Origin of the sequence: Coleofasciculus sp. E1-EBD-02 (assembly GCF_040218245.1) — a bacterium.
Lineage (GTDB): Bacteria > Cyanobacteriota > Cyanobacteriia > Cyanobacteriales > Coleofasciculaceae > Coleofasciculus.
The window spans coordinates 1-24,807 of sequence record NZ_JAVJQN010000252.1 but is presented as its reverse complement, the minus strand read 5'-3'; the positions used below and the strand labels follow the sequence as shown (position 1 = coordinate 24,807).

Genomic DNA, 24,807 nt, shown 5'->3' with positions numbered 1-24,807 from the left:
ATGGCGCGTCTGGGAGCTGGGGGAGCTGGGGACGCAGGGGAAGCAGGGGAAGCAGGGGAAGGGAAAGTTATATCTTTGAATGCAACTTAGTATCACTACTATCTTTTCGGTTACACCCAGATGTAAATAAACCCGCCCCGACTTGACAAATGACGAATGACAAATGACAAATGACGAATGACCAAATTTTTAGATGCGGGTGAAGGAAGAACAAAGGAATGAACCATAACGAAGCCCATCTCCATATCACTGTTCAGTCTGCCGCTGGTAACCAGGGAAATTCGGCTCGGATTACGGTCAATGACGAAGAATTCGGGTTTGACCCGTACAATCGCGGACTGAATGTGGCAGTTATCCATGAAGTGACGGGTCAAAAGCTGGGTAGCGCCACCTTTGATACCTTTGGCGATCCCAGTTGTGCGATCGCCTTCACCGAATGGATGGAGAGTCTGCCTGTTGGTCGAATTGTGGCGATCGCGCTGAAGGATGAGGGGACTATCTATCTGGATGAACGGGCAAAAAATGCTTGTGCGGCGTTGGGGGCGTATTGGGTTTACTATCTGCAATTTCGCAGTTCTTGGGCGATGATTGGTCAAAAGGGAGCGACACCGGGAACGGCGACTGAAGCGTTATCGGATGAGCATGGCGTCACTTGTTCTCGTTCCTTTGCGCTTCCCTCCATTTTCGCGAACACGGCGACGATTTCGGCGACATCGGCGGCTGGAGAGTACGGCTTTTTAACGCATATTAGCCGGAATGGATCTGTGATCCCGATTAAGGGAGGATATCAGCGCGGGTTAAATGTGGTAGTGTTTGAACCTGCTACTGGCAAGCCCCTGTCGAGTGGTTCGTTTGACTTGTTTGCGGATGCATCTGTTGCGGATGTCTTTGCCCAGCAGATTGAAGCGATACCCGATGGGAAGATTGTCGCGATCGCACTCAAAGATGATGCCTTTGTCAATCTCTCCCAAGCTGCCAAAGATGCCTGTCGCGCGATCGGTAGCCGTCTGATTGATGAATTGCAATTTCGGGGGGCTTGGTCAATTGTCGGATATAAAGGCGCATCTCCGGATGCCGTGATTGAAAATCTGAATAATTCTGGGTTCACCTCCGTCAAAGCCTGGATGCCGTTAGTCATACCCTGCCCCACCTGGCAGCCTCAACAAAAGCTACAACCCCCAGATTTACCCGAAAAAGGTATCTTTGGCAGCGCTATTGCTATGAGTGGAGATACGGCGATTGTTGGGGCGCGTTTGGCTCCAGTGAATGGTTGTCCGGCTGTGGGCAGTGCCTATATTTTCCAACACACAAACGGCGTGTGGACGGAAATACAGAAACTGCAACCGTCGGGGTTTGGGCATCAAGATGTTTTTGGGAATGCGGTTGCTATTCATGGAAATCTGGCGATTGTCGGTGCCTATTTTACTGATGCGCCCGATCGCCCTAATACCGGAAGCGCCTATATTTTCCAACAGGAAAATGGCGTGTGGACAGAAAAACAGAAACTCCAACCCGCTGACTTACAAGCAAATGACTGCTTCGGGAGTGCGGTGGCGATTGGTGACAATTTCGCGATCATCGGTGCTTATACGGTAGACGCTGAAAGTCGTCCCGAAGCTGGGAGTGCCTATATTTTTCAGTTAGAGAACGGGGTGTGGCAACAAACACAGAAGCTGCAACCCGATGACTTACAGCGCGGGGATGGTTTTGGGGGTGCAGTGGCGATTAGTGGGGAAACCGCGATCGTCGGGGCGCGTCTTGCCAAGACAGATGGCAGTCAATTTGCCGGGAGTGCCTATATTTTCCAGTTAGAGAACGGGGTGTGGCAACAAAAACAGAAACTGCAACCTGCTGACTTACAATATGGGGATAATTTTGGGAATGCGATCGCGATCAGTGGCGAGGTGGCGATTGTCGGTGCCTATGGTGTTGATGCCCAACGGTATCCCGATACTGGCGCTGCCTACATTTTCCAACAGGAAAACGGGGTGTGGCAACAAAAACAGAAGCTGCAACCCGATGACTTACAGCGTCGCCATGGCTTCGGCTGTTCTGTCGCCATTCAGGGACAAGTGGCTGTCGTCGGGACTTCTGATGCCGGAAGCGCCTACATTTTCCAACTCAATCAGGGGACATGGCAGCAAAAACAGAAATTATACTCCCCAGAGGTGCAACCACAAGACGGGTTTGGGTATACCGTTGCTCTGAGTCAGAGTGTGATCATCACCGGGGCGCATAATGCAGATGCTCAAGGGTGTCCTTATGCGGGTAGTGCTTATATAGCATTTGCCAACGAAACGTGATCACTCTATCCCTGTCCTCCCCTGACTCAGGGGAGCTGGGGGAGATGTTAATTGTTCAGTTATTTCTGCCTTCTTTCACTAGGGGAAAATCAGCCGTTCAGCATTTTCGCAAATGCTGTATACGTAGGGTGCGTTAGCGTAGCGTAACGCACCATTGCCACTATAGATAGCGTAGCTACATAAATTCTGAACAGGTTTCATTAAGAAACACAAACGAATGTTGGCTTAGGGGGAACTCATCAGACATTATAGAAACTTAAGTGTTAGTGATTCATTAAGCTAAACTGTCTTTTAAGCAACTATTTGCAGCATTTATAGAGGGTGAACTATGACCAATCAAGCTCAATCCGGGCAATCCCTTTTGACTCGTTCTCGTGATGTGACAATTATTAATATTGATGCGCGAGTTAACAACAAGAATAACCCCGTCATCAAATATTTGAAACCTGGCACTTATGAGGTTCAGTTTATTGATCAATCTCAAGGTGGAATGTATGATGCCTGGAGTCGCTGGAGTTTCGTCTATGAATGTGAAGAAAATGGCGAAAATTGTACTACTGGATGGCTCAATGAATACTACATAACCTCCAGTGAATTTATCGTTAGTGTACCCACGACAGGTGTATATGCAACACCAGAACTCGCTCGCTCTAAAGCAAAAAACACCTCATTTACCCTAAAATTTGGCAGTGAGGTCAGCTTTTTTATCAGTGATGACCTACTGGCGGATAATCAGGGGGGAGTCTCTTTGCTGGTCAAACGACAAAATATTCGTCAACCCCCTTCATTACTGGGAAATTTAGTGTTAGTCGGGTTGCTGATTGCTTCAGTTGCGCTAACCTGGTTCATTTTAGATCCTTAAATTAGTCACTATAGCCAAGGGAGAATCTACCGTTTATGCCAATTCAGTTTTTTTAGGAGTAGGATAATTAATGAAGCGTCTGGTTGTTTGTTGTGATGGAACCTGGCAAAAACTAACGAGTCCTTATCCCACAAATGTGGTTAAAATTGCCCAAGCGGTTAAAGCAACCTGTAGTCAAACTATTCCCCAAATCGTTTTTTATGATGAGGGAGTAGGTACAGAGAATCCAGTCGCTAAGATTGTTGGTGGCGCGTTTGGTAAAGGAATTGATCGAAACATACAAGATTGCTATCGCTTTCTTTGCTTAAACTATGAACCTGGGGATGAAATTTATTTGTTCGGTTTCAGCCGTGGCGCTTATACGGTTCGCAGTTTAGCGGGAATGATCTTTAATTCAGGACTATTACCGCGAGAAAAGATTCGCAAAGCTCCTGAAGCTTACGAGAACTATCGCTCCCGTAAGAGTGAAGATAAACCCGATTCCTACAAGATGGAAAAGTTTCGCCAAGACAATAACGCCAAGCAAGTTCCGATTACGCTTCTTGGTTGCTGGGACACCGTCGGTGCCCTTGGCATACCTGATTTATCAGCTTTTCTCTCCTTCGACCAAAAGATTAACCAGAAATACGCCTTCCACGATACCTCATTGAGTCCTATTATTAAGAATGCCCTACATGCTGTTGCTATTGATGAGCAGCGTGAGGTTTTCAACGTTACCCCCATGGAGATAAGCCGCAGGAGCGAATATAAGGGTCAGGCTGTGGATCAATTCCTGCGTCAAGTTTGGTTTCCCGGTGTTCATGGCTCAGTGGGCGGTGGCTCTCAAGAACAAGCTGGTTTATCCGATGGAGCGTTGCTGTGGATGATTGAATCCATTGAGCAATTGCGTCAACAACAACGTCTGGGATTGGAACTTGATCCAACCGTCATCGAATATGGTATTCACCCTGACCCAACTATCATGTTCAGCAATGAACCGCAGAGTTTGATCGGTCGATTAACATTCAAAACTGGACAGATAACCCGCACAGTAAGTGATGACTTTAATGAGCTACATGAGAGTGTTAAAGAACGGTGGCAAAAACTTTTTGACTACCGACCTACAAATCTGGAAAAATTCAAGGCTTTATTAGATAAACACGGAGAGCAATAGACACTCCTCTAACTTTATTATGGGTAACATACAATCCATAGAAAAAAATCAAGTAGGTCGGTGGAAATAAACCGAACTATGTTAAGTTCTGCGAATGTTACTCAAACCCTTACTGTTCCCTGTTCCCTGTTCCACACCGAGCGTGTTACCGAGCGTGTTGCCGAGCGAAGTCGAGGCAAGTCGAGGTAAGTCGAGGTGTTCCCTGTTCCCTAATCTCAACCGTTCACATTAATTGTGTCCACCTAGTTATCAACATTCTAAACTGAAACATCATGATTACTCCAACGGCTGATCAAATCGCTCAAACCAAAAAAGCGATTGAAGATTATTACATTTCCTGGTTCTATCATCCAGACAAACGGGAAGGAGTGGCTCCTTTTTATCAAATGCATGAACCGGGAGAATCAATTCATGGAACAGTGATGATTTTTCATGGCTTTTCTGCCAAACCGATGCAAATGTTCCTGGTGGGTGACTATCTCTTTCGCAACGGGTTTAATATCTATCAAATTCCTTTAGCGGGTCATGGGTTTATGCCACCTGATAATTATTGGCCCCAAGTTGACCTCAAGCCAGAATTTCGTGATCCTCTACGGGAAGAAGCCCGAAAAGATGCCGTTTTAGATCTTTTCTTGTCCAATCGTGATAATAAATCGCTAAAGCAATTTCAACGATTGACAACGTTTCAGAAGATGGCGCTGATTGGTCGGATCATCAAAATGGCACCCCAGCTATTGGATATGGCATTGGCAATTGAGCGACCCAATGACCCTGATTTTGAGCGCTATTTCACATCGTCCCATCTGAATTATTTGACCAATGCCCAGAAACGTCTGGCAGAACTGGATGCGATGCCAGGACCAATTTATACCCTGGGACTTTCTGTGGGGGGTGCTGTTGCCCTAGGACTGGCGGCGTCCCGACCGGATCGCATTAAAAAGGTGGTGGCTTATGCTCCGCTTTTGGAAGTATCTAATGAAGTTAATGAGCGTTACATTAACCTCACAGGTCCCTTAGACTTGAGGGAATTTTCTTGGGAACAAAATGTTAGTTTTCCGGTTGGCTGTTTAACTGCTGCTAACCGTTTTGGTGCCTTTGTTCGTAGTGACAAAAACCGAGAAGCGTTAAAGACTATTCCCACATTTTTGGTATTAACCGAGAACGAAGACGCGGCTGATCTGAAAACAAACCAGAGATTCTTTGACCAATTAGGAGGGAAAGACAAAGGACACCACTACTATCTCTATCCAGCGAGTGACCTTGTACCTCATCCTATGGTAGACCCGACAGAAGTGAGTCAGGGAATGACGAATCGTTTCTGGAAGAGTTTGTATCAGGAAACCTTCCGCTTTCTGACAACAGGTGAGATTGATGCGGATAACATGAGCAACCTGGAGGAAGCACCGGATTTACCACCGATGCCAACTTATTCGTAACTGGAAGCAGGGGAAGCAATGTAGAGACGTGCCATGGCACGTCTGGGAGCAGGGGGAGCAGGGGAAGCTGGGGGAGCAGGGGGAGCAGGGGGAGCAGGGGGAGCAGGGGGAGCAGGGGGAGCAGGGGAAGAGAATTACCAATGAACAATGAACCATGAACCATGAACAATCAACAAATGACAAATGACAAATAACGAACAATTAGCTCAATGGTTATATCGCCTTGTAGAAATCCTGCGTAGCCAAGGAAATTCGACATGGCGTAGGTTGGTTCAGACGGTTTCTGGCAAAACGGCTGTGATTGAGCTAGATGGAACTCAGTTGCAACTGTGGGCGCAGGAAGATGAACCGTTGCAGGTTCGCATCGAATCCTTGATAGAACCACAACCCGTTCACTTTTGCAGCGATGCTGAAACCCTGAGAGATATCATTACGGGTGCTGTGACATTGGATGCGGCGGTAATGAGTGGCAAAATTTATGTTAGGGGTGATTTACCCGACTTACTGGGTATCAATCAGGTCGTCATGGGCATTTTAGCCGACAGTGCGATTAATTTACAGTTACAACGCCTCTGGAACGAATTTGATCACCTCTGGTTCCATCCCCCCTCTCCTCCCCCTTGTCAATCCCTTGACCAACAAAAACCATCCCGTGGTTATCTGATCAACCAAATACCCGCCGATGTACTCAACATTGAAGTGGATTGACATCACCCGAAAGGGCGATATACTCTACTTTATCCTTGTCTGCTTGGTAAAATTTACGGAGTTTTACCAAGATTCTTAATGAAGATTTAAGATTTCTGACAATTTCGTTTATTGGCGGCGATCGCGCCTATTCTGATATACAGAGCGCCGATTAACGGCGACGCTAACGTTCTGTTCACTCACTTGCCATAACGAGCTAATTATTTTATGACTACTCTACCTACATTGATTCGTTCCCTTGCTTTAACCGCCCTACTCAGCTTTATTGCTCCCGTTGTCCTCTTCTTGGGATTTTTCGCCTTTCTATGCACCATGAGCTGGGTTCCTGGCTTGGAAACCCTTGGTCAAACAGGCGCAAACGATTTGTTACAGTTTCTGGCGATTTTTGGGAACGGCTGTTCCGTGGAAGGGCTGCTCGTGATTAGCTTGACCTGTAGCTTTGTGGCAGCCTTATTTGATACCTACGCCTTCTATAGCTATCAGCATCTTAACGACCACTAATATCGACCATTGTAACCAATGATTTCCTCTATTCGGTTAGATTCCCTTGGGCAACCTGGTTATGGTGCAACCAATCTCCCGTCATCAACCCGACGGGAGACTTTCAACTAACCAGGAGCCTGAACCCAATTTTTCGGTCTAATCAAGACTGCTCTGATCCCAGGGCGGCGACTGTCTTCTCCCGATTGAGCTTGAGAATCAACACACCCAGGGGAGGTAAGCACAAGTCCAGAGAATAGGGTTGATTGTGGAACCACCATTCATCCGTCCACTTACCGCCCAAATTCCCCATATTACTCCCACCATACTCGCGAGCATCACTGTTAAACAGTTCCGTGTAGAAGCCCATTTCTGGAACCCCGATCCGATAATGGCTATGGGGCTGAGGTGTGAAATTGCAAACCGTGATAACAAACTCTTCAGAATCCTTAGCACGGCGGATAAATGCCACCACGCTATGGCGATTGTCACTACAATCAATCCATTCAAACCCAGCTTCAGCATAATCTTGGGTATAGAGAGCAGATTCTCGTCGATAGAGCTGATTCAGGTCAGCCATAAACAGCTTCAACTGCTGATGGGGTTCGTATTGCAGTAACTGCCATTCTAAATCGCCCCAGACATTCCACTCACTCCACTGACCGAACTCCATGCTCATAAACAGGGTTTTCTTGCCGGGATGAGTGAACATATAGGTAAATAAGCAACGGACATTGGCAAACTTTTGCCACTCATCCCCAGGCATTTTGCCCAGCATATTACTCTTACCATGCACAATCTCATCGTGAGACAACGCCAGCATATAGTTTTCAGCATGGTGATACCACATACTGAAGGTAATATTATTCTGGTGGAACTGGCGGAACCAAGGGTCCATGTGGAAATAATCCAGCATGTCGTGCATCCACCCCATGTTCCACTTCAAATTAAAGCCTAATCCGCCAACGTAGGTGGGCCAAGACACCATGGGCCAATCCGTTGACTCTTCGGCAATGGAGAGGATACCAGGAAAATAGCTAAAGATTACATGATTCGCCTGTCGCAGGAAATCGGCGGCTTCAATGTTCTCCCTTCCCCCATACTGGTTCGTCACCCATTCTCCCGGTTGACGACAATAGTCCAGGTACAGCATCGAGGCGACAGCATCCACGCGAATTCCATCGATGTGGTATTTGTCAAACCAGAACAGGGCGTTGGATACCAGGAAGTTACGGACTTCGTTGCGGTTATAGTTGAAAACTAAGGTTCCCCACTCTTTATGTTCACCCTTGCGGGGGTCAGCATGTTCATACAGGTGAGTGCCATCAAAGAAGGCTAAACCGTGACCATCTTTGGGAAAATGACCCGGTACCCAGTCCACAATCACGCCAATCCCGTTCTGGTGACACTGATCCACAAAATACATGAAATCGTCAGGTGTGCCATAGCGAGAGGTGCAGGCGAAGTATCCGGTTACCTGATACCCCCACGAACCATCAAAGGGATGTTCGGCGACGGGGAGTAACTCAATATGGGTAAAACCCAAATCTTTAACATAAGGAATTAAGCGATCCGCCAATTCCCGATAGGTGAGAAATCGCGCTCCCGGTTTGAGATCAGACACCATAACCACGGGTTCAGGCTTGCCATCCGCACCGATGGCGGGTTCGCCTGAAGAACCATGCAGCCACGAGCCTAAATGCATTTCATAGATAGAAATTGGCTGAGTCAGCGTATCGGTATGACGGCGCTGCTCCATCCAGTTCTGATCATTCCAGGTGTAGGTATCAAGATCGGCAACAATCGAGGCGGTTTTGGGGCGGATTTCTTGGCGGAAACCATAAGGGTCAGATTTTTCGTAAATATGCCCATCATAGTTTTTGATTTCATACTTGTAATGGTCGCCAACTGCCACTTCGGGGATAAACAGTTCCCAAATTCCCGTGTCACCCTTCCGCATTTGGTGCTTGCGCCCATCCCAGTGGTTAAAATCCCCTAAAACCGAAGCGTTGCGAGCATTCGGAGCCCAAACTGCAAAGTAGACACCCTGAACTCCATCTATTTCCGTGGGATGGGCTCCTAGTTTTTCGTAGATGCGATGATGATTCCCTTCGGCAAATAGATGCCGATCCAAGTCGGTTAAGCGGGGCGAACGGAAGGCATAAGGATCGTAGATCACCCGCTCGTGTTCGCCTTCTTTGAGGCGTAACTGGTAGTTTGCCAGTTCTTCGATATCAATCTGGCATTCAAAAAAGTGAGGATGATGCACTGATTGCATCGGATAGTCTTGGCGTTGTTCTGGTAGCACAACCCACACAGCGTCAGCATTGGGGAAATACACCCGCACTGCCCAGGTGGTCTTTCCATCCTGTTCTAATCGGTGTGGACCCAGTATCTCAAAGGGGTCGTGATGTTGATTCCAGACAATTCGGTCAATCTGTTCAGGGGCAATCATGGGAAAATTCAAGGTATCTACTTCAGTGAATGAAAAATGGGTGTTAAATAATCTTAATATTTATATACTTTTTTGATTTTTTCTACACATTTGGGGGAAATTGGGGTATAACAACGGATTATAGCCTGTCGATTGGGTAATGTATCCAGCGCTATCCTTGAGGACAGGGTGAGGCTTCCGGCGTTTTTTGCTTCGGCTAAAACGGTGTGACTGTCCGCCACAGATCAAGCAGTTGCAGCAGAAAAACATTGTGCCGGATCTCAGGAGCGAGTTCCGGAGTCGTTCCTCGCTGGGCTAATTCAGCTTTAAGTTGGGCGTATTCGGCGGCGGTAAGGGGTTCCCCATCGATAGGCGATCGCGCTTCGGTGATTATCTCGGTTCTCAACACCTCTTCGGGGAGATCATCTGGGGGAGGTAACGCCAAAGTCGGTTGAGCCACCCAACCCATTAATCCCAGACAGATACTAAAAAATATACCCTTTTCCACGCTTTTAAGCTAAAAATAGTTTTCAGTACAGACCTAACATACTATATCTGTTTTGAGCAATCCACTCGCGTTAAACCGCCTTGGGTTCAAATCTAAGGAACCAAAGTTAAACAGCCTTGGGTTCAAACCCAAGGAACCAAAAGCTCAAGTCAGCTAAAGCTGACTGAATAATAATTTTAGTCCATTTTAATAGACTTGAACTAAATTGCCCGGAGTTTGAACTCCTCAGCAGGTATCTTTGAACCCGTTTTAACGGGTTTTAGCTTTTAGCCCGAACTTTAGTTCAGGGTTTAATTTTAAATCAATGCTTGCATCAAATTGGGCATGTAGGGGCGACCCGCTTACATCAATGAACAACTCAAATCCACTCAATTTATTCGGGTCGCCCTATATTAAAGCTTTTTGGTAAACCCCAAAAACAGTGTAGAGACGTTGCATGAAACGTCTCTACAATCTGAAAGGACAAGGAATTTAGACTAGCTGATTTGTGAGGACAAAGAATACACAAATCTTATAAGCTGAATTGCTAGACACCGTGAGAATTTAACAAATCTCTTCGTCTGTGGTATTTGCGACAAGATTGATTTCTTGTCGTATCCACCGCCAAATAATGTCTTGTTGTTCAGGTGAGAAGCCACATTGATCCATTTCGGCTTGTACTTTATCGTCGCCTACTGGCTGAAATCGTGCAATTAATACCCAGCGGATACCACCCAAGAAATACCAATCATTTTCTGGAAGATGAGCAATAGAAGAAGGAACGTAATTTTGGTACGCTCTTTGAGCCAATTCTAATGTTGTAGACAATAAGGCAAAGACTCCGAATATGGTATCTGGACTTTGATTTTGATACTTCTGCAAAGAAATTCCATAAAAATGATTAATTTGCAATAATATTTCTGTGTCGTATTGCTCGCCACTAATCCAAGGTGGTGAAGACGCAAGCAAAATTTTACCTATTTCTATTAAGTCATCTACCTGGTTTTCAATCTCTGTTGTTTCGTCAGACAAGTTCCAGTAATTATTCACGGAATGAATTAAATATGCAGCAACAGAACTCCAGTAATCTGGAACTAGATCAAAAATTGGATCACACAAACTGCTATCTATAAAAATGCTATTTGCACCATGCCAATTAATCAAGGTTTCAAGAGACACTTTTCCTTGTTGCCAAGCTAAATAACAAGGACAAAAATATTTGGTATAAAGTACCTCTATACACTCAGAACACGCCTCGACTATTTTCGGAAAAACACTTTTCCAAACATGGGAGCTGATTGCAAAAACCACAATGGCTTCACGTTCACTACTGCTCTTGAATCTTTCAATCAGTAATCTTCCTAAATTATCTGCAATAGTTTCACGATTTTCAGTTGCAGTATTGAGAAGCAATAGAGTCTCTCCAAAGCCTATATAGCTTATGCTAATTCCGTTTGTATAATCATCTAAATTTATCTGTTTAATTCCCCAATCTAGTAAGCATTCAATACAAGCTGTAGTAATCTTCCGAGTCACCTTTGGACTAGGAACCATAAACTCTAAACATCGTGCTGCAAAATATAGTAATTCTAATACTTCCTCTGCTTCAGCCTCACGAACAGCATAAAGGACAGTGGTGAGTAATTTATCGCCAGCATCTTCCGATTCCTTGCTTTTTATTTGAAAAACCAATTGTGCGACAACATCCCATTCTCTCTTAGAAATCTTGGGCAAAAGAAACTCGGCTAATTCTTTAGCTGTCTCCTGAGTTCTAAACAAATAGAGCGCGGTAAAATATTCGAGAAAAGTACGATGATTAAATTGATAAAGTTCCTCTCCATCTGCCGTTGTTCCTATTCCCGTAAATACCCATGCCCGTCCCCGACAGAATTGGATAAACTCACGCGCCGCCCTTTCTGCTTGATCACGGTTATCAAAACGACGTTCTAACAAATACTCAGAGAGTTTAGCAATAAGCTGGCGTTCGGTTACGCCTCCCTGTAAACCTTCATCCGCGTAAAGCCAATACGCCAGATATGCAATCGCTGGTCGAATATTATCCTCAAAGCTAAACTCAACCGGAATATCTCGATGTTGATCCCACTTCTCAAATAACATCTCAGCACATTTTTCATACACCTTCGGGCGATTTCTGGGAATGTAACCTTCGCGCCGATAGAGATTACACATCAACGCCAACATCAGCGGGTTAGAACGCAAATCGGAGACAAATTGGCTCTCGTTGAGAAAGGCTTCTCCCTTTTGTTCGGGTTCCTCGTTGACCTTAAACCATGTTTTGACATATTCTCTGACTTGATTTTCATCAAAGGGAGCCAGCCGAAAAACCTCAAATTTTTCTGGATCAAGAGGTGCTTGATCATAACCCACTTCTCTGGATGTCACTAGCACAGGTACTGAGGGATAAAGATTACAAAATAATTCAATATCGCTGCTAATTTCCCGGCGATAGCTAGTATCCAGCAGTTCGTCTAATCCATCAAAAATAACTACAACTCGACCCGTCAATAGTAAATAGTCAAAGGCTCCAGACGGTGGCGGTGTTTGATAATCAGAATTCGCCTTTGTTTCGATATATTGTACGATGGAGCAGTTGAGTTGTTTTTTCTTTGCGCCATAATCCCGCAGGATAACCAGGATTGGTGTAACTTGTCTACCCGCAAAGGGGCGTTCTGAATAACAGGTTGCCAAAACATGGGCAATTTTTTGGGTAAAGGTGGATTTACCGCCACCCGGATTTCCCAGCAGGACAACGCGGTAAATGCTAGCGAGAAAGACTGTAATTTTTAGGGATTCTGGTTGATTGGTTTGTTTGGTGGGGGTTGGGATAAAGTTGGGACAAACATATAGGCGATTGATGGGTAGTTTCTGTGCCTTATCGAAGTCGGGAGGAATAATATATTTGTGGCGTTCACCAACTTGCTGACGATAGTTTTCCTCAAATTCAAGAATTGCTTTAATATCGGGTTTTTGTGGCGCTGTCAATAGGTTAAGCATTTTTTGAATTGTCGCCAGTTCATCCCGCACGATTTGATAACGGAATGCTGATTTTGCCTCATGCGCGGAGAGTCTACCCTGATCAATGGCGATTTGTAGCGCTTCTTCACATCCCTCAATCAGGTCATCTAAAATAGGATTTGCTGCGTCTTGTAGTTCAGATTCTGGGATGTTGGTATAGTGGGAGAAGGCGGCTAACCATTCCTGACGGATCAGTTCAAAATTAGTTTGCGGATTATCTGAAAGTTTGGCGGCGTAAATTTGACGGACGATGGTTTCGGCGGGTGGAGATTCCAGAAACAAGCAAATTTGGTCAATCTCTGCGGGTTCATAACATTGGATTCGTTCTGATACTGTCTCAGCGGCTTTTTGGAGAATGGGTTGTAAGGCTGTTTCATTGAGTTTCCGGCGTTCTAGGATTTCTTCACCAATGAGATGCTTTCCTACCTGACGACTAACGGGTGCGAGAAGTGGAGAGAGTCCTCTGGCAATTAGGGTTAAGTTTGGCTCCATGGTTGTATGCTATGGGAGTTATGATAGGAATAGTTCTATATTAGTAGATGCGTGAGTTTGATCGGCGCTAAAGCGCAACTACAAGCGCAACTACAAGCGCAACTACAAATCTTTTTATGACAGGGAATTATGAAGGTTAGTTTTGGATTTGGGTACATCGCCAGCCTGATTCTATTGGCTAGTTATCCGGTGCTGACAATATTGACAGAAGCAACTCCTGCTGTAGCAGATGATACGGGAGTGATTCGGAAAGTTGTACTCCTGGATTTATGGGAAAGGGGTAATGGGTTTCGGTTGTCTCCAGAAGTTACTCAAATTACAGTTGTTGAAAATTATGCGATCGCGCACTGGTTTTGGGACAATGTGGCTGGAGAGACGGTTGTGTTTAATCAGAATAATCAATGGCACGCGATCGCGTCAACTCAAACTCCATTTACTCCCAGCACCCTGGCTAGCTATGGGATTCCTCGTCAGACGGCGCGACGGTTAATTAATCGCGATCGCGCTAATCCGAATACACCCTCCGAACAACCTCCGGTAGCGAATCTATTCACCCCTGTCTTACCGCAACTCCAGCAACAAACCGATACCTTAATTTTATTACCTAGCCAAATGCCGGAGTTTAAACAGCGGATTTATGTGAATAGTTTTAGGTCACCCAATACCTATAGTATTGCCTTAAACTTAAAGCAAAACTGCAATGGAATGCCTGATTGTACTGTAGGTGCATTTAGCGCCACGCCAGTGAATTCACAGTATTCTCCTGACGATGGATTCATTAAAAAAATTCCCCTCACCAATGGAATCTGGGGATACTTTACACCAAGTCGATGTCAGAGTATTTGTACGCCAGCGGTGATTGAATGGGTGTGGCAAGATACCCATTATCGAATTGCCTTAAAAGGGATGGGTACAGATGTCAATCAAGCCGAAGCGATAATGGTCAACATTGCTAATTCTGCGATTGAAGCGGGTCCCCGTTAATGCACTTATATTATCGTCCGTTGCTCTTGCCTACTTCACAGTAGTTTCGGTGGAATGTCGCTGACTTATATAGCCAGGAAATAAATTTATGCGTCAAAGCTAAAGCTTCCTTTAGCTGGCTACTTATGAACCCGTTTTAACGGGTTTTAGCTTTTAGCCAAGAACTTGAGTTCTTGGCAGATTCTATTTATTGCCTGTTGTTTAGTTTCAAGACAAAACCTGTTGCTGATTGCCTGATAACTTCAATAAATTCATCGACTTTATTTACTAAAATTGTTTTGTTTTTATAGGAGATTTCAGCTCCTGACGACACTAATTCAAGCTTCAAATTATAGGGTTCTTCTGCTATCTCAACAGCCAAATTATTTCCTGATTTTATTGCTTTACCTACTGCAATCAAGGCATCAAACCAAGAATCTAAATAAGTCGATTCTTCTTGAATTGTTCTCTCGCCATCGCTAATCGAAATATCGCCCACTGGATCTATGGGATCGATGCCGCCTTCTTCATCGAGTTTCCATTCAATTTTCATCGTTTTTACCTATCCCTAATATGTACAGAACGTAACCGACCTAAAGAATTGAGAACAACTCGAACTCTAATTTGCTGTCCTCCTAAATTTACATATTGCTCAAAAATTTGTCTGCCTCCCGGATTGCCAATTAAGTTTTCTGGACAACTCGCAATTTGCTGACCAATTTGGAGAACATCATCAAGAGTTATAGAGGGTTCATGAACTTGGAAGTCTGGCAAATGCTTGCTGATATGTTTTAAGTTTTTCTGGCTAATATTTTCGGATGGATTAGCAATTTCAACTGAACCTCACTCTCTTGGAATTTAGATATTCAATCTATTCGTTAATTATACTTTAGCATAACAGATATGGAAGAGCCGTTTATCCTAAACTCCAACTAAACTCCTCAATGGCTTTTAATCCTTCTAAAAGTGTATCTATAAAATTTATCCAACATCGTGTAGTACCGCCTCAATAAGGCTGGCTCGGATATAATGATGGCTAGGGAAATAAGCGGACTGCTATCAGCGATGATTGCGGCGTTAGTCATCCCGTAATTCGTCGGCAATTTGGTCATCGTCCAGGTTGATTACTGGGACTTGCAATCGTCCAAGTTCGTACATAAATTGCAGTTTGTTCATGTTGCAAAAGTCAGCAGCTTTGCCCAGAGATAGCCGACGTAACTCGAACAGTTTAACGGTGAGCAAGAAGATCAGTTCAGCTTCTAAGGCTTGGGGTGATTTACCAGATGTAATGAGTAAGTCGTCGGGATAGGGGAGGGACAGGGTACGCATGGTTGTCTCTGTGGTGAAAAGACGTGTGAGGTAGGCTGTGGCTCAATTCTAGCTTCTACACAACGCTTTGATTTGAGGGATGCATATTAACATAGGTTAGCCCAAGTCTAGGATATTAACGTAAGTTTTGAGAACAAAACACGATGACAGACTCTTTACCGTTACGCGATCGCTGTTTTCAACTGATTGATGAAATTGTCGCCGCGACGCTGAAAGGAAAAATCCGCTCCAAGCGACAGGTTTACCAAACGCTGGCGTCAGGTGTCAGTAGTGGAACCGGGGAAATGTTTGAACGCTGTCTGGATGAACGTCATAGCAGCACTCAGGAGGAAATCGATAATCCGGCGAGTGAACTCAAACAGGCTAAAGCGATACGGGCGCAGAGGGCGCTGAATATGATTAGTAGTGAATGGGAACGAGTACAGCAGGAAAATCAGGTGTCTGCGGCGATCGCAACGGCTACCCAAGGAATTACCCAAGCTGATCAGAGTGAACGGTTGAGCGCTTGGCTACGGGCGATCGATCCGAATCGAGAACCTGTCCTGAATCTATCTCAGTTGGCTCAATTAGCTAAAACCCTTCAGCAAGAAGCATCCACCAGTTCCGACTCCGAACGTGCTAAGGAACTTGAACAGTTAGCCAAAGGAATTACTGGGGGGTTAGCCGCTTGGGGAAACTTGGAAAATGATTTAGTTAGCTGGATTTATGAGCAAAGTCAGGGTTCCTTGGGATTTGAGGAACTCGCTGAACAACGAGGACCTTGGGGACTCTGGGCAAAAAAGGTGAATCGTCCTCTACCTAAGTCATTGTTCCAAGCGCTGGCGTATAATCAACCTCTCGATGCATGGATTCGCCAACAGCCAACCTTAGAACTGGATGCTTGGGTAGAATTAACCGTTGTTCTGCAATGGTTACAACGTCGGTTAGTTAAGTGGTTTGATCAACGAGTCTATAACTCCAAAATGGGGGCGAGACTCTCGATTTCCACCTTTATCGTATTTGCGGTAATTTGGTCACAACTTGCCCTTGCCTTAAATCAAGCAACGGTTCCCCAACGAGAACGCTTGATCGATAGTTGTTTTCAGGCGACGTTGCAAATTCTCCGCACGTTTGCCCAACGGGAGTATTTTCCTTTATATGGCGGTGTTTTTGCCTCCTTAAGTGGGAATTATCTGCGGAATGCGATGGATTACCTGGATGAACCCTTGCGGCGCGTCGAGGGAACCGAAGAGAAAGCGCGAATTCTTACGTTATTAGGCTATTCCCAACGGGCGCAAGGTCGATATAATCGGGCGATCCAATTCCATGAGCAAGCTTTAGAGATTGCCCGTTCAGCGAGCGATCGCGTGTGTGAGATTGCTAATTACAATCATTTAAGCCGAATCTGTGTGGCACAGAAAAATTATGCCGAGGCGATTAATTATAGCCAACGGGCATTAATCTTAGCACGGCAAGCCGGGGATAAATTAGGCGAAGCCAACGCCTTAGCGAATTTAGGCTATAGTGAAGTCTTTCAAGCCCAACAGCAAGCCCTTGATCCTGATGTCTACGAAAGCGCCATTACTTTCCTGGAACAAGGGCGGCAATTATTAGAACGATTAGGCGATCGCCAAAGTCAAGCCCTGTGTTTATGTAGTTTAGGGATTGCTTATGTGGTTATGCAACAACCCCAAGAGGCGATTACCTATTTAGAACAAGGGTGGCAAGCCGCACAATTTTCTGGAGATTTGTATTTGCAGGGACTCAACTTAGCCTATCTAGCGCAAGCCTACTATCAGTTACAAAACTGGATTAAAACGATTTATACAGGCAGCTTGGGCGGATATTTATTGGAGCAGATTGGTACGGAAGACTGGCGCAAAGCCGTGGGATTACTGACGATTTTGCAAGGGCAATTGGGAGGAAAAATATTCCAAGAAATCCTCCAGCAGCAACGGTCAAAAATTATTCCTTTAATTGGGGTAGATGGGTATGATTACCTGCCAGAATTATTGGAAAAATATCGAACCTCAATGTGATAGGACAGACAAATGACAAATGACAAATGACCAATGACTAATTATGATATTAGGGTTTGACCCAGGACGAGATAAATGTGGTTTAGCCGTGAAAGGCAAAGACCAAGAGATTTCCTATCATCAAGTGATACCATCCGATCAGGCGATCGCAACCATTAAAAAGTTATCTCAGCAGTTTTCCATTGAGACAATTGTCATGGGGAACCAAACCACCTCGAAGCAATGGCAAGGGAAAATTCGTGAAGCCATTTCCGCCACGGTTCCCATTGTCTTAGTCGATGAACGCTATAGTACCCTAGAAGCCCGCGATCGCTATTGGCAAATGTATCCCCCCAAAGGACTCCAACGCCTGATTCCCCAAGGGATGCGCCAGCCACCTCGACCGATTGATGATATTGTTGCTATCTTACTGATTGAGCGTTATTTACAAACTCAGACCTAAAAATTGGGTCAGGGCGGGTTTTGAACAAACGTTATCATCAATAGCGATACCAAAGTCCCTAAACCCGCCCCTACAAACTCAGACCTAAAAATTAGGTCAGGGCGGGTTTAGTCACATCTGGGCGAGTTCAGAAATGATAATAGTGAGGGGCTACTGAATAAGTCTTGTGGTGGGGAGAGGGAATAGGCAATGGGCAATGGGCAATGGTTTCAAGCCTAAAACGTTTATATAGCACTACGCACTAAGGTTAGGACATAAAAGAAAAATTCAAATACGCTCAATCCCTTGTCAGGTAAGCTTTTGTCTTCACTATTGCCTATGACACACCGAGCGAAGTCGAGGTGTTGCCCATTGCCCATTGCCGAGCGCGTAGCGCTATAATTCCGCCCGAATAGTAAACGCATAATCTCCTCCTGGTTCCAACTGGTAATCGCAACGTTCTAAAAATCGACCCAGTGGTTCTTGAATTAAAGCACGTCCCAAAGCAGGTCTGACGACTAACTGACCTTGACGGAAACGCCATTGAAACTGCCACTCATAAGCAGCCGCTTGAACTTCTCCCTCGATTTTGCCCCGTTGCCAAGAGTGCTGGGTAATCCGAACGTAGGCAGTGGTTTCCGGTAAATTCTTAGAACTCACAGCTAAATCTATTCAGCTTAAACATTATTCTGGATGCAGCTTAGGGCGCACAAGTCCAGATTCGAGCATTTTATACTAAACTACCGGAAAATCCGTGATTGTCAACTCTGGAACTGAAACCGTGACCGATGAGTATTTCGAGAAGCTCAATACCAAGTATCCATCAAGGCACAGTAAACGATATGGCTGGCTGGGAGAGAAGTGAGTACAATAAACGATGAATCCTCAAATTATTGATAACCATGGGTCAATCTCAGCAATAAAAGTTATGCCGAAAACTCAACCCCCCGTCAAACTGCGCTTGTGGACTATTGAAGAGTACCATCGAATGGCTGAAGTGGGCATTTTGCAGCCCGATGAATCGGTTGAATTAATTGCAGGACAGATTATTAAAAAAATGAGTCCCCAAGGAAGTCCTCATGCGGCGTCAATTAGACGCACGGATCGGGTATTTAGTCACCGTTTGACAGAGCAAGTGCTGATCCAGAAACAACTTCCGATTCAATTAAATGATCGCTCGGAACCCGAACCCGATGTTGCTATCGTCAGAGTTGATCCCCTAGACTATGCTGACCATCATCCCTTAGCATCCGATATTTATCTGATTATCGAAGTAGCAGATACTAGCCTGCAAATCGATTGTCAAATAAAAGCGAGGGATTATGCCCAATCCGGAATTGCTGACTATTGGGTACTTGATCTTAAACATCGACAACTGCACGTTTTTCGTCAACCCACTCCAGACGGTTATCAAAGTGAAGTAATTCTGGCAGAAGATGCGAGTGTTTCGCCGTTGCAATTTCCCAGTTGTACGATTACAGTTTCTGAGCTATTACCGCCAGTGATTGAATCGTAAGTAGATCCAGAAATTGTAGGGGCGCATGGCGTGCGCCGGATTCAATCAGCCACATTGAATTCCTAAACCCGCCCCGACAATGATATTGGTATCCCCCTAAACCTAATCTAGGTTGCACCGCAAGACGATCCGCTATAGCGGATTCATCCCCGTTGCCAAATTCGGTACACTGAAAAAAATAAATAGTACAGGAGGGGATGATGACTGAGAATAATCGCTCCCAATGGGATGCTGGTCGATTTGTCAAAACATTAGCTTACTTTGAGGTTATCCCTTTTATTAGCTGTTTAAAACGCTTATTTTCAGGTAATACACAACATCACAAACCAAACCAAAGTGGAGGAAAACGATTGGGTAAGATACTGGTAGCTGGTGCAACGGGTGGCGTCGGGAAGCGAGTCGTGCGGCGTCTGATGGAACGGGATTATCCGGTACGCGCTTTAGTCAGAGATACTCAGCGAGGGCGGGAAATGCTGGGAGATGAGGTGGAACTGTTTGAAGCTGATATCACTATCCCCGAAACCTTAACCCCTGCCATGATGGACGGTATCTCCGCCGTTATTTGTTGCACAGGTGTTCGGGTGCAACCTGTAGAAGGAGATACGCCAAACCGGGAAAAATATTATCAAGGCATCAAATTCTATATGCCAGAAGTTGTCGATAGTCCCGAAATTGTAGACTATCAAGGGATTAAGAATTTAGTCCAAGTCGCCGCTAATCATCTCGAACCCGGAAAACAACTCATTTTTGATTTCAAAAATCCCTCAGATGACGTAAAAGAAACCTGGGGAGCGGTGGATGATGTCGTCATGGGTGGTGTAAGTGAAAGCTCAATTCGGCTGATTGATAATGCGGCATTATTCAGTGGCACTGTATCTACCAAAAACTCCGGTGGTTTTGTTTCCGTTCGCACCCGCAATTTTGATCCACCTTTAAATTTAGCTGGATATGAGGGGATGGAACTGCGTGTTAAAGGCGATGGACAGCGTTATAAGTTTATTCTGAGAACAGAATCACGGTGGGATGGCATTTCTTATTGCTACTCATTTGATACTGAAAAAGATACCTGGATTGATGTTCAGGTTCCCTTTGGGGCGCTGATTCCGGTATTTCGTGCCAAAACCTTAGACAATGCCGAACCCTTTGATCCGAGCCATATTTACGCGGTGCAATTGATGCTGAGTAAGTTTGAGTATGACGGCGCACTTAATCCCCACTTTGAACCCGGAACATTTTCCTTACAGGTAGAAACAATTAAGGCATACAACGGTGCAACATTACCCCAATTTATGATGATTAGTTCTGCTGGCGTTACTCGTCCAGGGCGTCCCGGAATTAACTTAGAAGAAGAACCTCCAGCCGTGCGAATGAATGACCAATTAGGCGGAATTCTTACCTGGAAGCTACGGGGAGAGGATGCCGTGCGGGAAAGTGGTATTCCCTATACGATTATCCGTCCCTGTGCTTTAACCGAAGAACCAGGCGGTAAAGGTTTAGCCTTTGAGCAAGGCGATAATATTCGAGGAAAAGTCAGTCGAGAGGATATTGCTGAACTTTGCCTTGAGGCACTAGAACAATCCCAAGCTTGTAATGTTACGTTTGAAGTGAAAGAAGCCGAAACAAGTTCTCCAAATTGGCATCATTTATTTGCTAGCCTAAACTAACACGTTTTCAAAAATAAGTTTGTAGTTGCGCTTCAGCGCCATCAGGTTTGAGCCGTGACTACAAACGCTTTCTCAAAACTATTGATGATGTTAAAGGTTTATCCTCGACTCGAACTGGATATTCGCTTCAGCGATATAATCCTAAATCTATTATCCTTTTTGACCATTGCTGATCGAGAAAAAGAAACCCATAAAATCCAGTCATTTTGGCAAACTGAAAAAGAGGTCATCGTTACTCTCTCAGTTAGGACATCCCTGGATCTGCTGTTGCAATCATTAAATCTTCCGGCAGGCTCAGAAGTCTTAATGAGTGCCGTTAATATCCGGGATATGGTTGAAATTGTGAAACGACATGGACTTATCCCTGTTCCCGTTGATATTTCCTTAGATACACTGGCATCTTCTCTGGAATTACTAGAGAATCTGATTTCTGAACGGAGTCGATTGTTTATTATTGCCCATTTATTTGGAACGATTAATAATTTAGACCCCTATGCTAAACTCTGTAGAAAACATAATATTATTCTGATAGAAGATTGCGCTCAAGCTTTTGCAGGTTCTAAGTATTATGGCTATCCGGATGCCGATATCAGTTTTTTTAGTTTTGGTGCAATTAAGTCTTGCACGGCTCTTGGGGGAGCCGTAGCTCTGGTTGGGGATAAACAACTAGCTAGGAAAATAAAATCTATCGAGCAACAGTATCCGGTCAAGAGTGAGACTTGGTTCTTTAAACGCCTGCTCAAGTATTTAGGCTTGAAACTTTTCTCAATTCCTTTGATTTATGGCACTCTCATCGCTTGTCTAAAATTATTGAATCAAGACGTTGATCGAGTGATTAATTCATTAACGCGAGGATTTTCGCCGGGAGATATTTTGACAAATATCAGATATCGACCTCCACGTAAAATGCTCTCACTGTTAAACGAAAGATTAAGAACTTGTAGTAACCATCACTTTGAACAAAGGCAGTTAAATGGACAGCGATTTCTCTCTCTGCTTAGACCTGAAATTATTTGCTCCGGTCGTCAAGCAGAATACCATTCATTCTGGGTTTTTCCGATCCTCGTCCCGAATCCAGAATTGCTAATGACACAACTGAGAGAGAATGGATTTGATACAACTCGCGGGACAACAAGTTTAACCTGTATCGATTATTCTCATGATAAAAACCAACTCCCTGTTGTTGTACATCCCCTGCAGGGAAAACGCTTGATTGAGCAAGTGCTTTATCTACCAGTCGCTGCATCTTTTTCAGACCAAGACCTTCAGGATCTGGCAGACTTAGTTAATCAATTCGTTTGAAATAAAAGCAGCCGAAACAGGTTCTCCCGATTGGCATCATTTGTTTTTGTCCCTAAATTCAGACAACGCCACAAACTTTTCTGAATCAACTTGACAGATGACCTTGAAAAAACCCCAGAAATGCTCGCAGAGGCGCAGCGGATGCATGAAACCCGCAGCAAATCTGCCACCGTTCGCGAGAAATTCGCCGCTGGGGTGGAATTCGCCATCACGATGAAGAAAAAGCACCTTCACTTGGGAGATGTGGTTGAAGGCGTGCTGGCAATCAATGAACTGAATCGGTTGCGCCAACTGGAATTGAATGGGGAACTGATATCATGTCCGGTCAAACACCCCTAATAAAAATGCCTGAAACCCTTGTTATTACAGCATTGCAATTATGGGCAATCATTAGGACATGATATGACCCCCCCGCCACCAACAATGAATGGGGAAGATCCCAAGGCTTACTTGAAGCAATGGAACCGGGTGATTCTCCAAGATGATCGCGAAGAAATCGACGGCGCGATGATGCCCGTGGCTTACTGGTACGAAGACTTCATGCCAAAATTGCTGGCAGCGTTTAGTGTGTGTACGGCGGATGACATTGAAAAAAACACCAATCCCGACGAAGCCGCCTTGGATCAATTGTACGAAGAGACTAAAGCCGTCGGAGAGTTTGATCGCTACGGTGGCGACGTTTGCGAAGAATTCCCCAACTGCACGCCCCAGCAAAAACTGGCAATTTTGCAGGCTTGGCGGCTGAGTCACCACTATCTCAACGGTGTACAGAAGCGCCGGGAACGTCTGGAATTTGGTCGTGAATGTGGCGCCCTCTCCCAGTATGTGGCATTTATCGATGTATGGCTTAACCGCAGCTACGTGCGAGATGCTCAAATGCGAGTCAGCTTCCCCTACTACATCGGACCAGGGGTTTGGCGTTTCTTCCACACATCTGCTGAAATCGTCTGCACCAAATCTCCGGAAGTTCAGTCTAAAGCTCAAAAGAAGCGGACAGTCGATAATTTACCCGTGCATAGCTTTCAAACCCTGTTGGCTGATTTAGGCACAATTGTTAACAATCGAATTCAGTCTAATATCCCAGGTGTAAATTTCGACTTTGACAAGGTAACCGAACCGACTCCGGTACAAAGGAAGGCTTTAGATTTATTGGGCGTCAGCCTGATATGTACCCAGTGAAGCCAAGAGCAAAATCGCCCTAAGCCAAGATATGCATACAGTGTAGCGATTTGTCAAAGGGGAACTTCAGATTAAGGAAAGCTGGGGAAGTTGGGGGAGTTGGAGGAGCAAGGGTACGTTTGTTGCCAAACAGCTTACCGCAGTGGCAAAGGCGATCGCACTTACTCAACATCATCAGGTTCAACCCCTAACTCCCGCAATCGTGCTGCTAATCGTTCTGCCCTTTCCCGTTCCGCAACAGCCTCTTCTTCCGGCGTTAAAATCAACTCTCCCTCAAGTGTCATCCACCGCAACCATAGACGGTTAATTCCTCGAAAACTCCCCTGCCATAGTCCTAAACTTAATAATAACTCCGGCATCAATAAGCGATTATCAATCATGTTCATCGGTTCGTAATGACCCCCGACTAACTGAAACGCCTGAAGTTCATTGGTATAGCGACTAAACACAATTGAGTATGGAATCCGCAAAATCTGTTCATAAACCTGCCACTTTGTCGGTGGATTTCCAGGTGTTTGCACCGTTTGACCCAAATCTTCCTCTTGTGTACCGGGAGACAATAATTCCACCACCACATAAGGATTGATTACTTCTTGCCACACTACATAACTTAAACGTAAATCTCGCCCTTCATACAACCGAGGTATTCCCACTACCCCAAACCAATCGGGACGTTTGTACCACTGGGGATGGTTCACATCATAGTAAAGATTTAAATCACAAGCCGAAAATACCAACTCCGGATTCCAGTTAGCAGGTTGAAACGTGAGAAATAACAATAAGGGTTGTAAAAAATGAAACTCGTCTGGCAATCCAGGTTCCTCCGGGTTATCACTCGGTAAATCATACATCGTGGGTAAGGTTTGCCGAGGTGAAAGGGGGGGGTCAGTTTGAGTGGGAAGATTAACCATAATATCGCACTTACTCCATATCCTCAGGTTCAACCCCTAACGCCCGCAATCGTGCTGCTAATCGTTCTGCTCTTTCCCGTTCCGCAACAGCCCGTTCTTGCGCCTCGACAGCC

The 24,807-nt window shown here is 45.1% G+C and carries 20 protein-coding genes and 1 pseudogene; 14 read left to right on the top strand and 7 right to left on the bottom strand.

What is annotated here, in order from left to right; all coding sequences use genetic code 11:
* Positions 1–218 precede the first annotated feature (218 nt).
* The 6 genes from RIC07_RS36765 to RIC07_RS36740 all read left to right on the top strand — a co-directional run bounded on the left by RIC07_RS36765 (position 219) and on the right by RIC07_RS36740 (position 6,963).
* Positions 219–2,303, top strand: coding sequence for an interleukin-like EMT inducer domain-containing protein (locus tag RIC07_RS36765; protein WP_446398819.1), 2,085 nt, complete (start codon positions 219–221; stop codon positions 2,301–2,303).
* 328 nt (positions 2,304–2,631) lie between these two features.
* Positions 2,632–3,165 carry a hypothetical protein gene (locus RIC07_RS36760; protein WP_446398818.1) on the top strand — a complete coding sequence of 178 codons (534 nt, stop codon included), beginning with the start codon at positions 2,632–2,634 and terminating at the stop codon, positions 3,163–3,165.
* A 70-nt stretch (positions 3,166–3,235) separates the two neighbouring features.
* Positions 3,236–4,318, top strand: a complete 1,083-nt coding sequence (locus tag RIC07_RS36755; protein WP_446398817.1) for a DUF2235 domain-containing protein — start codon at positions 3,236–3,238, stop codon at positions 4,316–4,318.
* A gap of 272 nt (positions 4,319–4,590) precedes the next feature.
* Complete coding sequence (locus tag RIC07_RS36750; protein ID WP_446398816.1) at positions 4,591–5,754, top strand: alpha/beta hydrolase; 1,164 nt, start codon at positions 4,591–4,593, stop codon at positions 5,752–5,754.
* A 183-nt stretch (positions 5,755–5,937) separates the two neighbouring features.
* Positions 5,938–6,462 carry an SCP2 sterol-binding domain-containing protein gene (locus RIC07_RS36745; RefSeq protein WP_446398815.1) on the top strand — a complete coding sequence of 175 codons (525 nt, stop codon included), beginning with the start codon at positions 5,938–5,940 and terminating at the stop codon, positions 6,460–6,462.
* Positions 6,463–6,669: 207 nt separating this feature from the next.
* Positions 6,670–6,963: a hypothetical protein gene (locus RIC07_RS36740; RefSeq protein ID WP_446376128.1), complete on the top strand. Its 294-nt coding sequence runs from the start codon at positions 6,670–6,672 to the stop codon at positions 6,961–6,963.
* Between the two features lie 142 nt (positions 6,964–7,105).
* Here RIC07_RS36740 and glgB read toward each other — a convergent pair whose 3' ends face one another.
* From glgB to RIC07_RS36725, 3 genes are all read right to left on the bottom strand, one after another.
* Positions 7,106–9,397: a 1,4-alpha-glucan branching enzyme gene (gene glgB, locus RIC07_RS36735; protein WP_446398814.1), complete on the bottom strand. Its 2,292-nt coding sequence runs from the start codon at positions 9,395–9,397 to the stop codon at positions 7,106–7,108.
* Between the two features lie 196 nt (positions 9,398–9,593).
* The gene (locus RIC07_RS36730; RefSeq protein ID WP_446398845.1) at positions 9,594–9,845 is read right to left on the bottom strand and encodes a hypothetical protein; all 252 of its coding nucleotides are present in this window, start codon (positions 9,843–9,845) and stop codon (positions 9,594–9,596) included.
* 582 nt (positions 9,846–10,427) lie between these two features.
* Positions 10,428–13,391, bottom strand: coding sequence for an NACHT domain-containing protein (locus RIC07_RS36725; protein WP_446398813.1), 2,964 nt, complete (start codon positions 13,389–13,391; stop codon positions 10,428–10,430).
* Positions 13,392–13,520: 129 nt separating this feature from the next.
* Between RIC07_RS36725 and RIC07_RS36720 the strand changes: the two genes are divergently transcribed.
* Positions 13,521–14,375, top strand: coding sequence for a hypothetical protein (locus RIC07_RS36720; protein WP_446398812.1), 855 nt, complete (start codon positions 13,521–13,523; stop codon positions 14,373–14,375).
* 187 nt (positions 14,376–14,562) lie between these two features.
* Here the strand turns inward: RIC07_RS36720 and RIC07_RS36715 are convergent, their stop codons facing one another.
* On the bottom strand, positions 14,563–14,907 hold the full coding sequence (locus RIC07_RS36715; RefSeq protein ID WP_446398811.1) for a hypothetical protein: 345 nt from the start codon (positions 14,905–14,907) through the stop codon (positions 14,563–14,565).
* A gap of 524 nt (positions 14,908–15,431) precedes the next feature.
* Complete coding sequence (locus RIC07_RS36710) at positions 15,432–15,683, bottom strand: UPF0175 family protein (protein WP_446398810.1); 252 nt, start codon at positions 15,681–15,683, stop codon at positions 15,432–15,434.
* A gap of 143 nt (positions 15,684–15,826) precedes the next feature.
* Here RIC07_RS36710 and RIC07_RS36705 point away from each other — a divergent pair, with 143 nt between their 5' ends.
* Both RIC07_RS36705 and RIC07_RS36700 read left to right on the top strand, forming a co-directional pair.
* Complete coding sequence (locus RIC07_RS36705; RefSeq protein ID WP_446398809.1) at positions 15,827–17,701, top strand: tetratricopeptide repeat protein; 1,875 nt, start codon at positions 15,827–15,829, stop codon at positions 17,699–17,701.
* A gap of 43 nt (positions 17,702–17,744) precedes the next feature.
* On the top strand, positions 17,745–18,143 hold the full coding sequence (locus tag RIC07_RS36700; RefSeq protein WP_446398808.1) for a pre-16S rRNA-processing nuclease YqgF: 399 nt from the start codon (positions 17,745–17,747) through the stop codon (positions 18,141–18,143).
* Between the two features lie 375 nt (positions 18,144–18,518).
* Here RIC07_RS36700 and RIC07_RS36695 read toward each other — a convergent pair whose 3' ends face one another.
* On the bottom strand, positions 18,519–18,782 hold the full coding sequence (locus RIC07_RS36695; RefSeq protein WP_446364933.1) for a DUF3146 family protein: 264 nt from the start codon (positions 18,780–18,782) through the stop codon (positions 18,519–18,521).
* Positions 18,783–19,050: 268 nt separating this feature from the next.
* Between RIC07_RS36695 and RIC07_RS36690 the strand changes: the two genes are divergently transcribed.
* The 5 genes and pseudogenes from RIC07_RS36690 to RIC07_RS36670 all read left to right on the top strand — a co-directional run.
* Positions 19,051–19,638 carry a Uma2 family endonuclease gene (locus RIC07_RS36690; RefSeq protein WP_446398844.1) on the top strand — a complete coding sequence of 196 codons (588 nt, stop codon included), beginning with the start codon at positions 19,051–19,053 and terminating at the stop codon, positions 19,636–19,638.
* A gap of 200 nt (positions 19,639–19,838) precedes the next feature.
* Entirely contained in the window at positions 19,839–21,302 is a 1,464-nt protein-coding gene (locus RIC07_RS36685) for a CIA30 family protein (protein WP_446398843.1), read from the top strand.
* 54 nt (positions 21,303–21,356) lie between these two features.
* Positions 21,357–22,604 carry an aminotransferase class V-fold PLP-dependent enzyme gene (locus tag RIC07_RS36680; RefSeq protein WP_446398807.1) on the top strand — a complete coding sequence of 416 codons (1,248 nt, stop codon included), beginning with the start codon at positions 21,357–21,359 and terminating at the stop codon, positions 22,602–22,604.
* 90 nt (positions 22,605–22,694) lie between these two features.
* Complete coding sequence (locus RIC07_RS36675; RefSeq protein ID WP_446398806.1) at positions 22,695–22,943, top strand: hypothetical protein; 249 nt, start codon at positions 22,695–22,697, stop codon at positions 22,941–22,943.
* Between the two features lie 627 nt (positions 22,944–23,570).
* Positions 23,571–23,783 (top strand): annotated as a pseudogene (locus RIC07_RS36670) (IS1634 family transposase); the annotation flags it as partial.
* A gap of 161 nt (positions 23,784–23,944) precedes the next feature.
* On the opposite strand, the gene RIC07_RS36665 reads toward RIC07_RS36670, so the two are convergent.
* The gene (locus RIC07_RS36665; protein WP_446398805.1) at positions 23,945–24,694 is read right to left on the bottom strand and encodes a Uma2 family endonuclease; all 750 of its coding nucleotides are present in this window, start codon (positions 24,692–24,694) and stop codon (positions 23,945–23,947) included.
* Between the last annotated feature and the right edge of the window lie 113 nt (positions 24,695–24,807).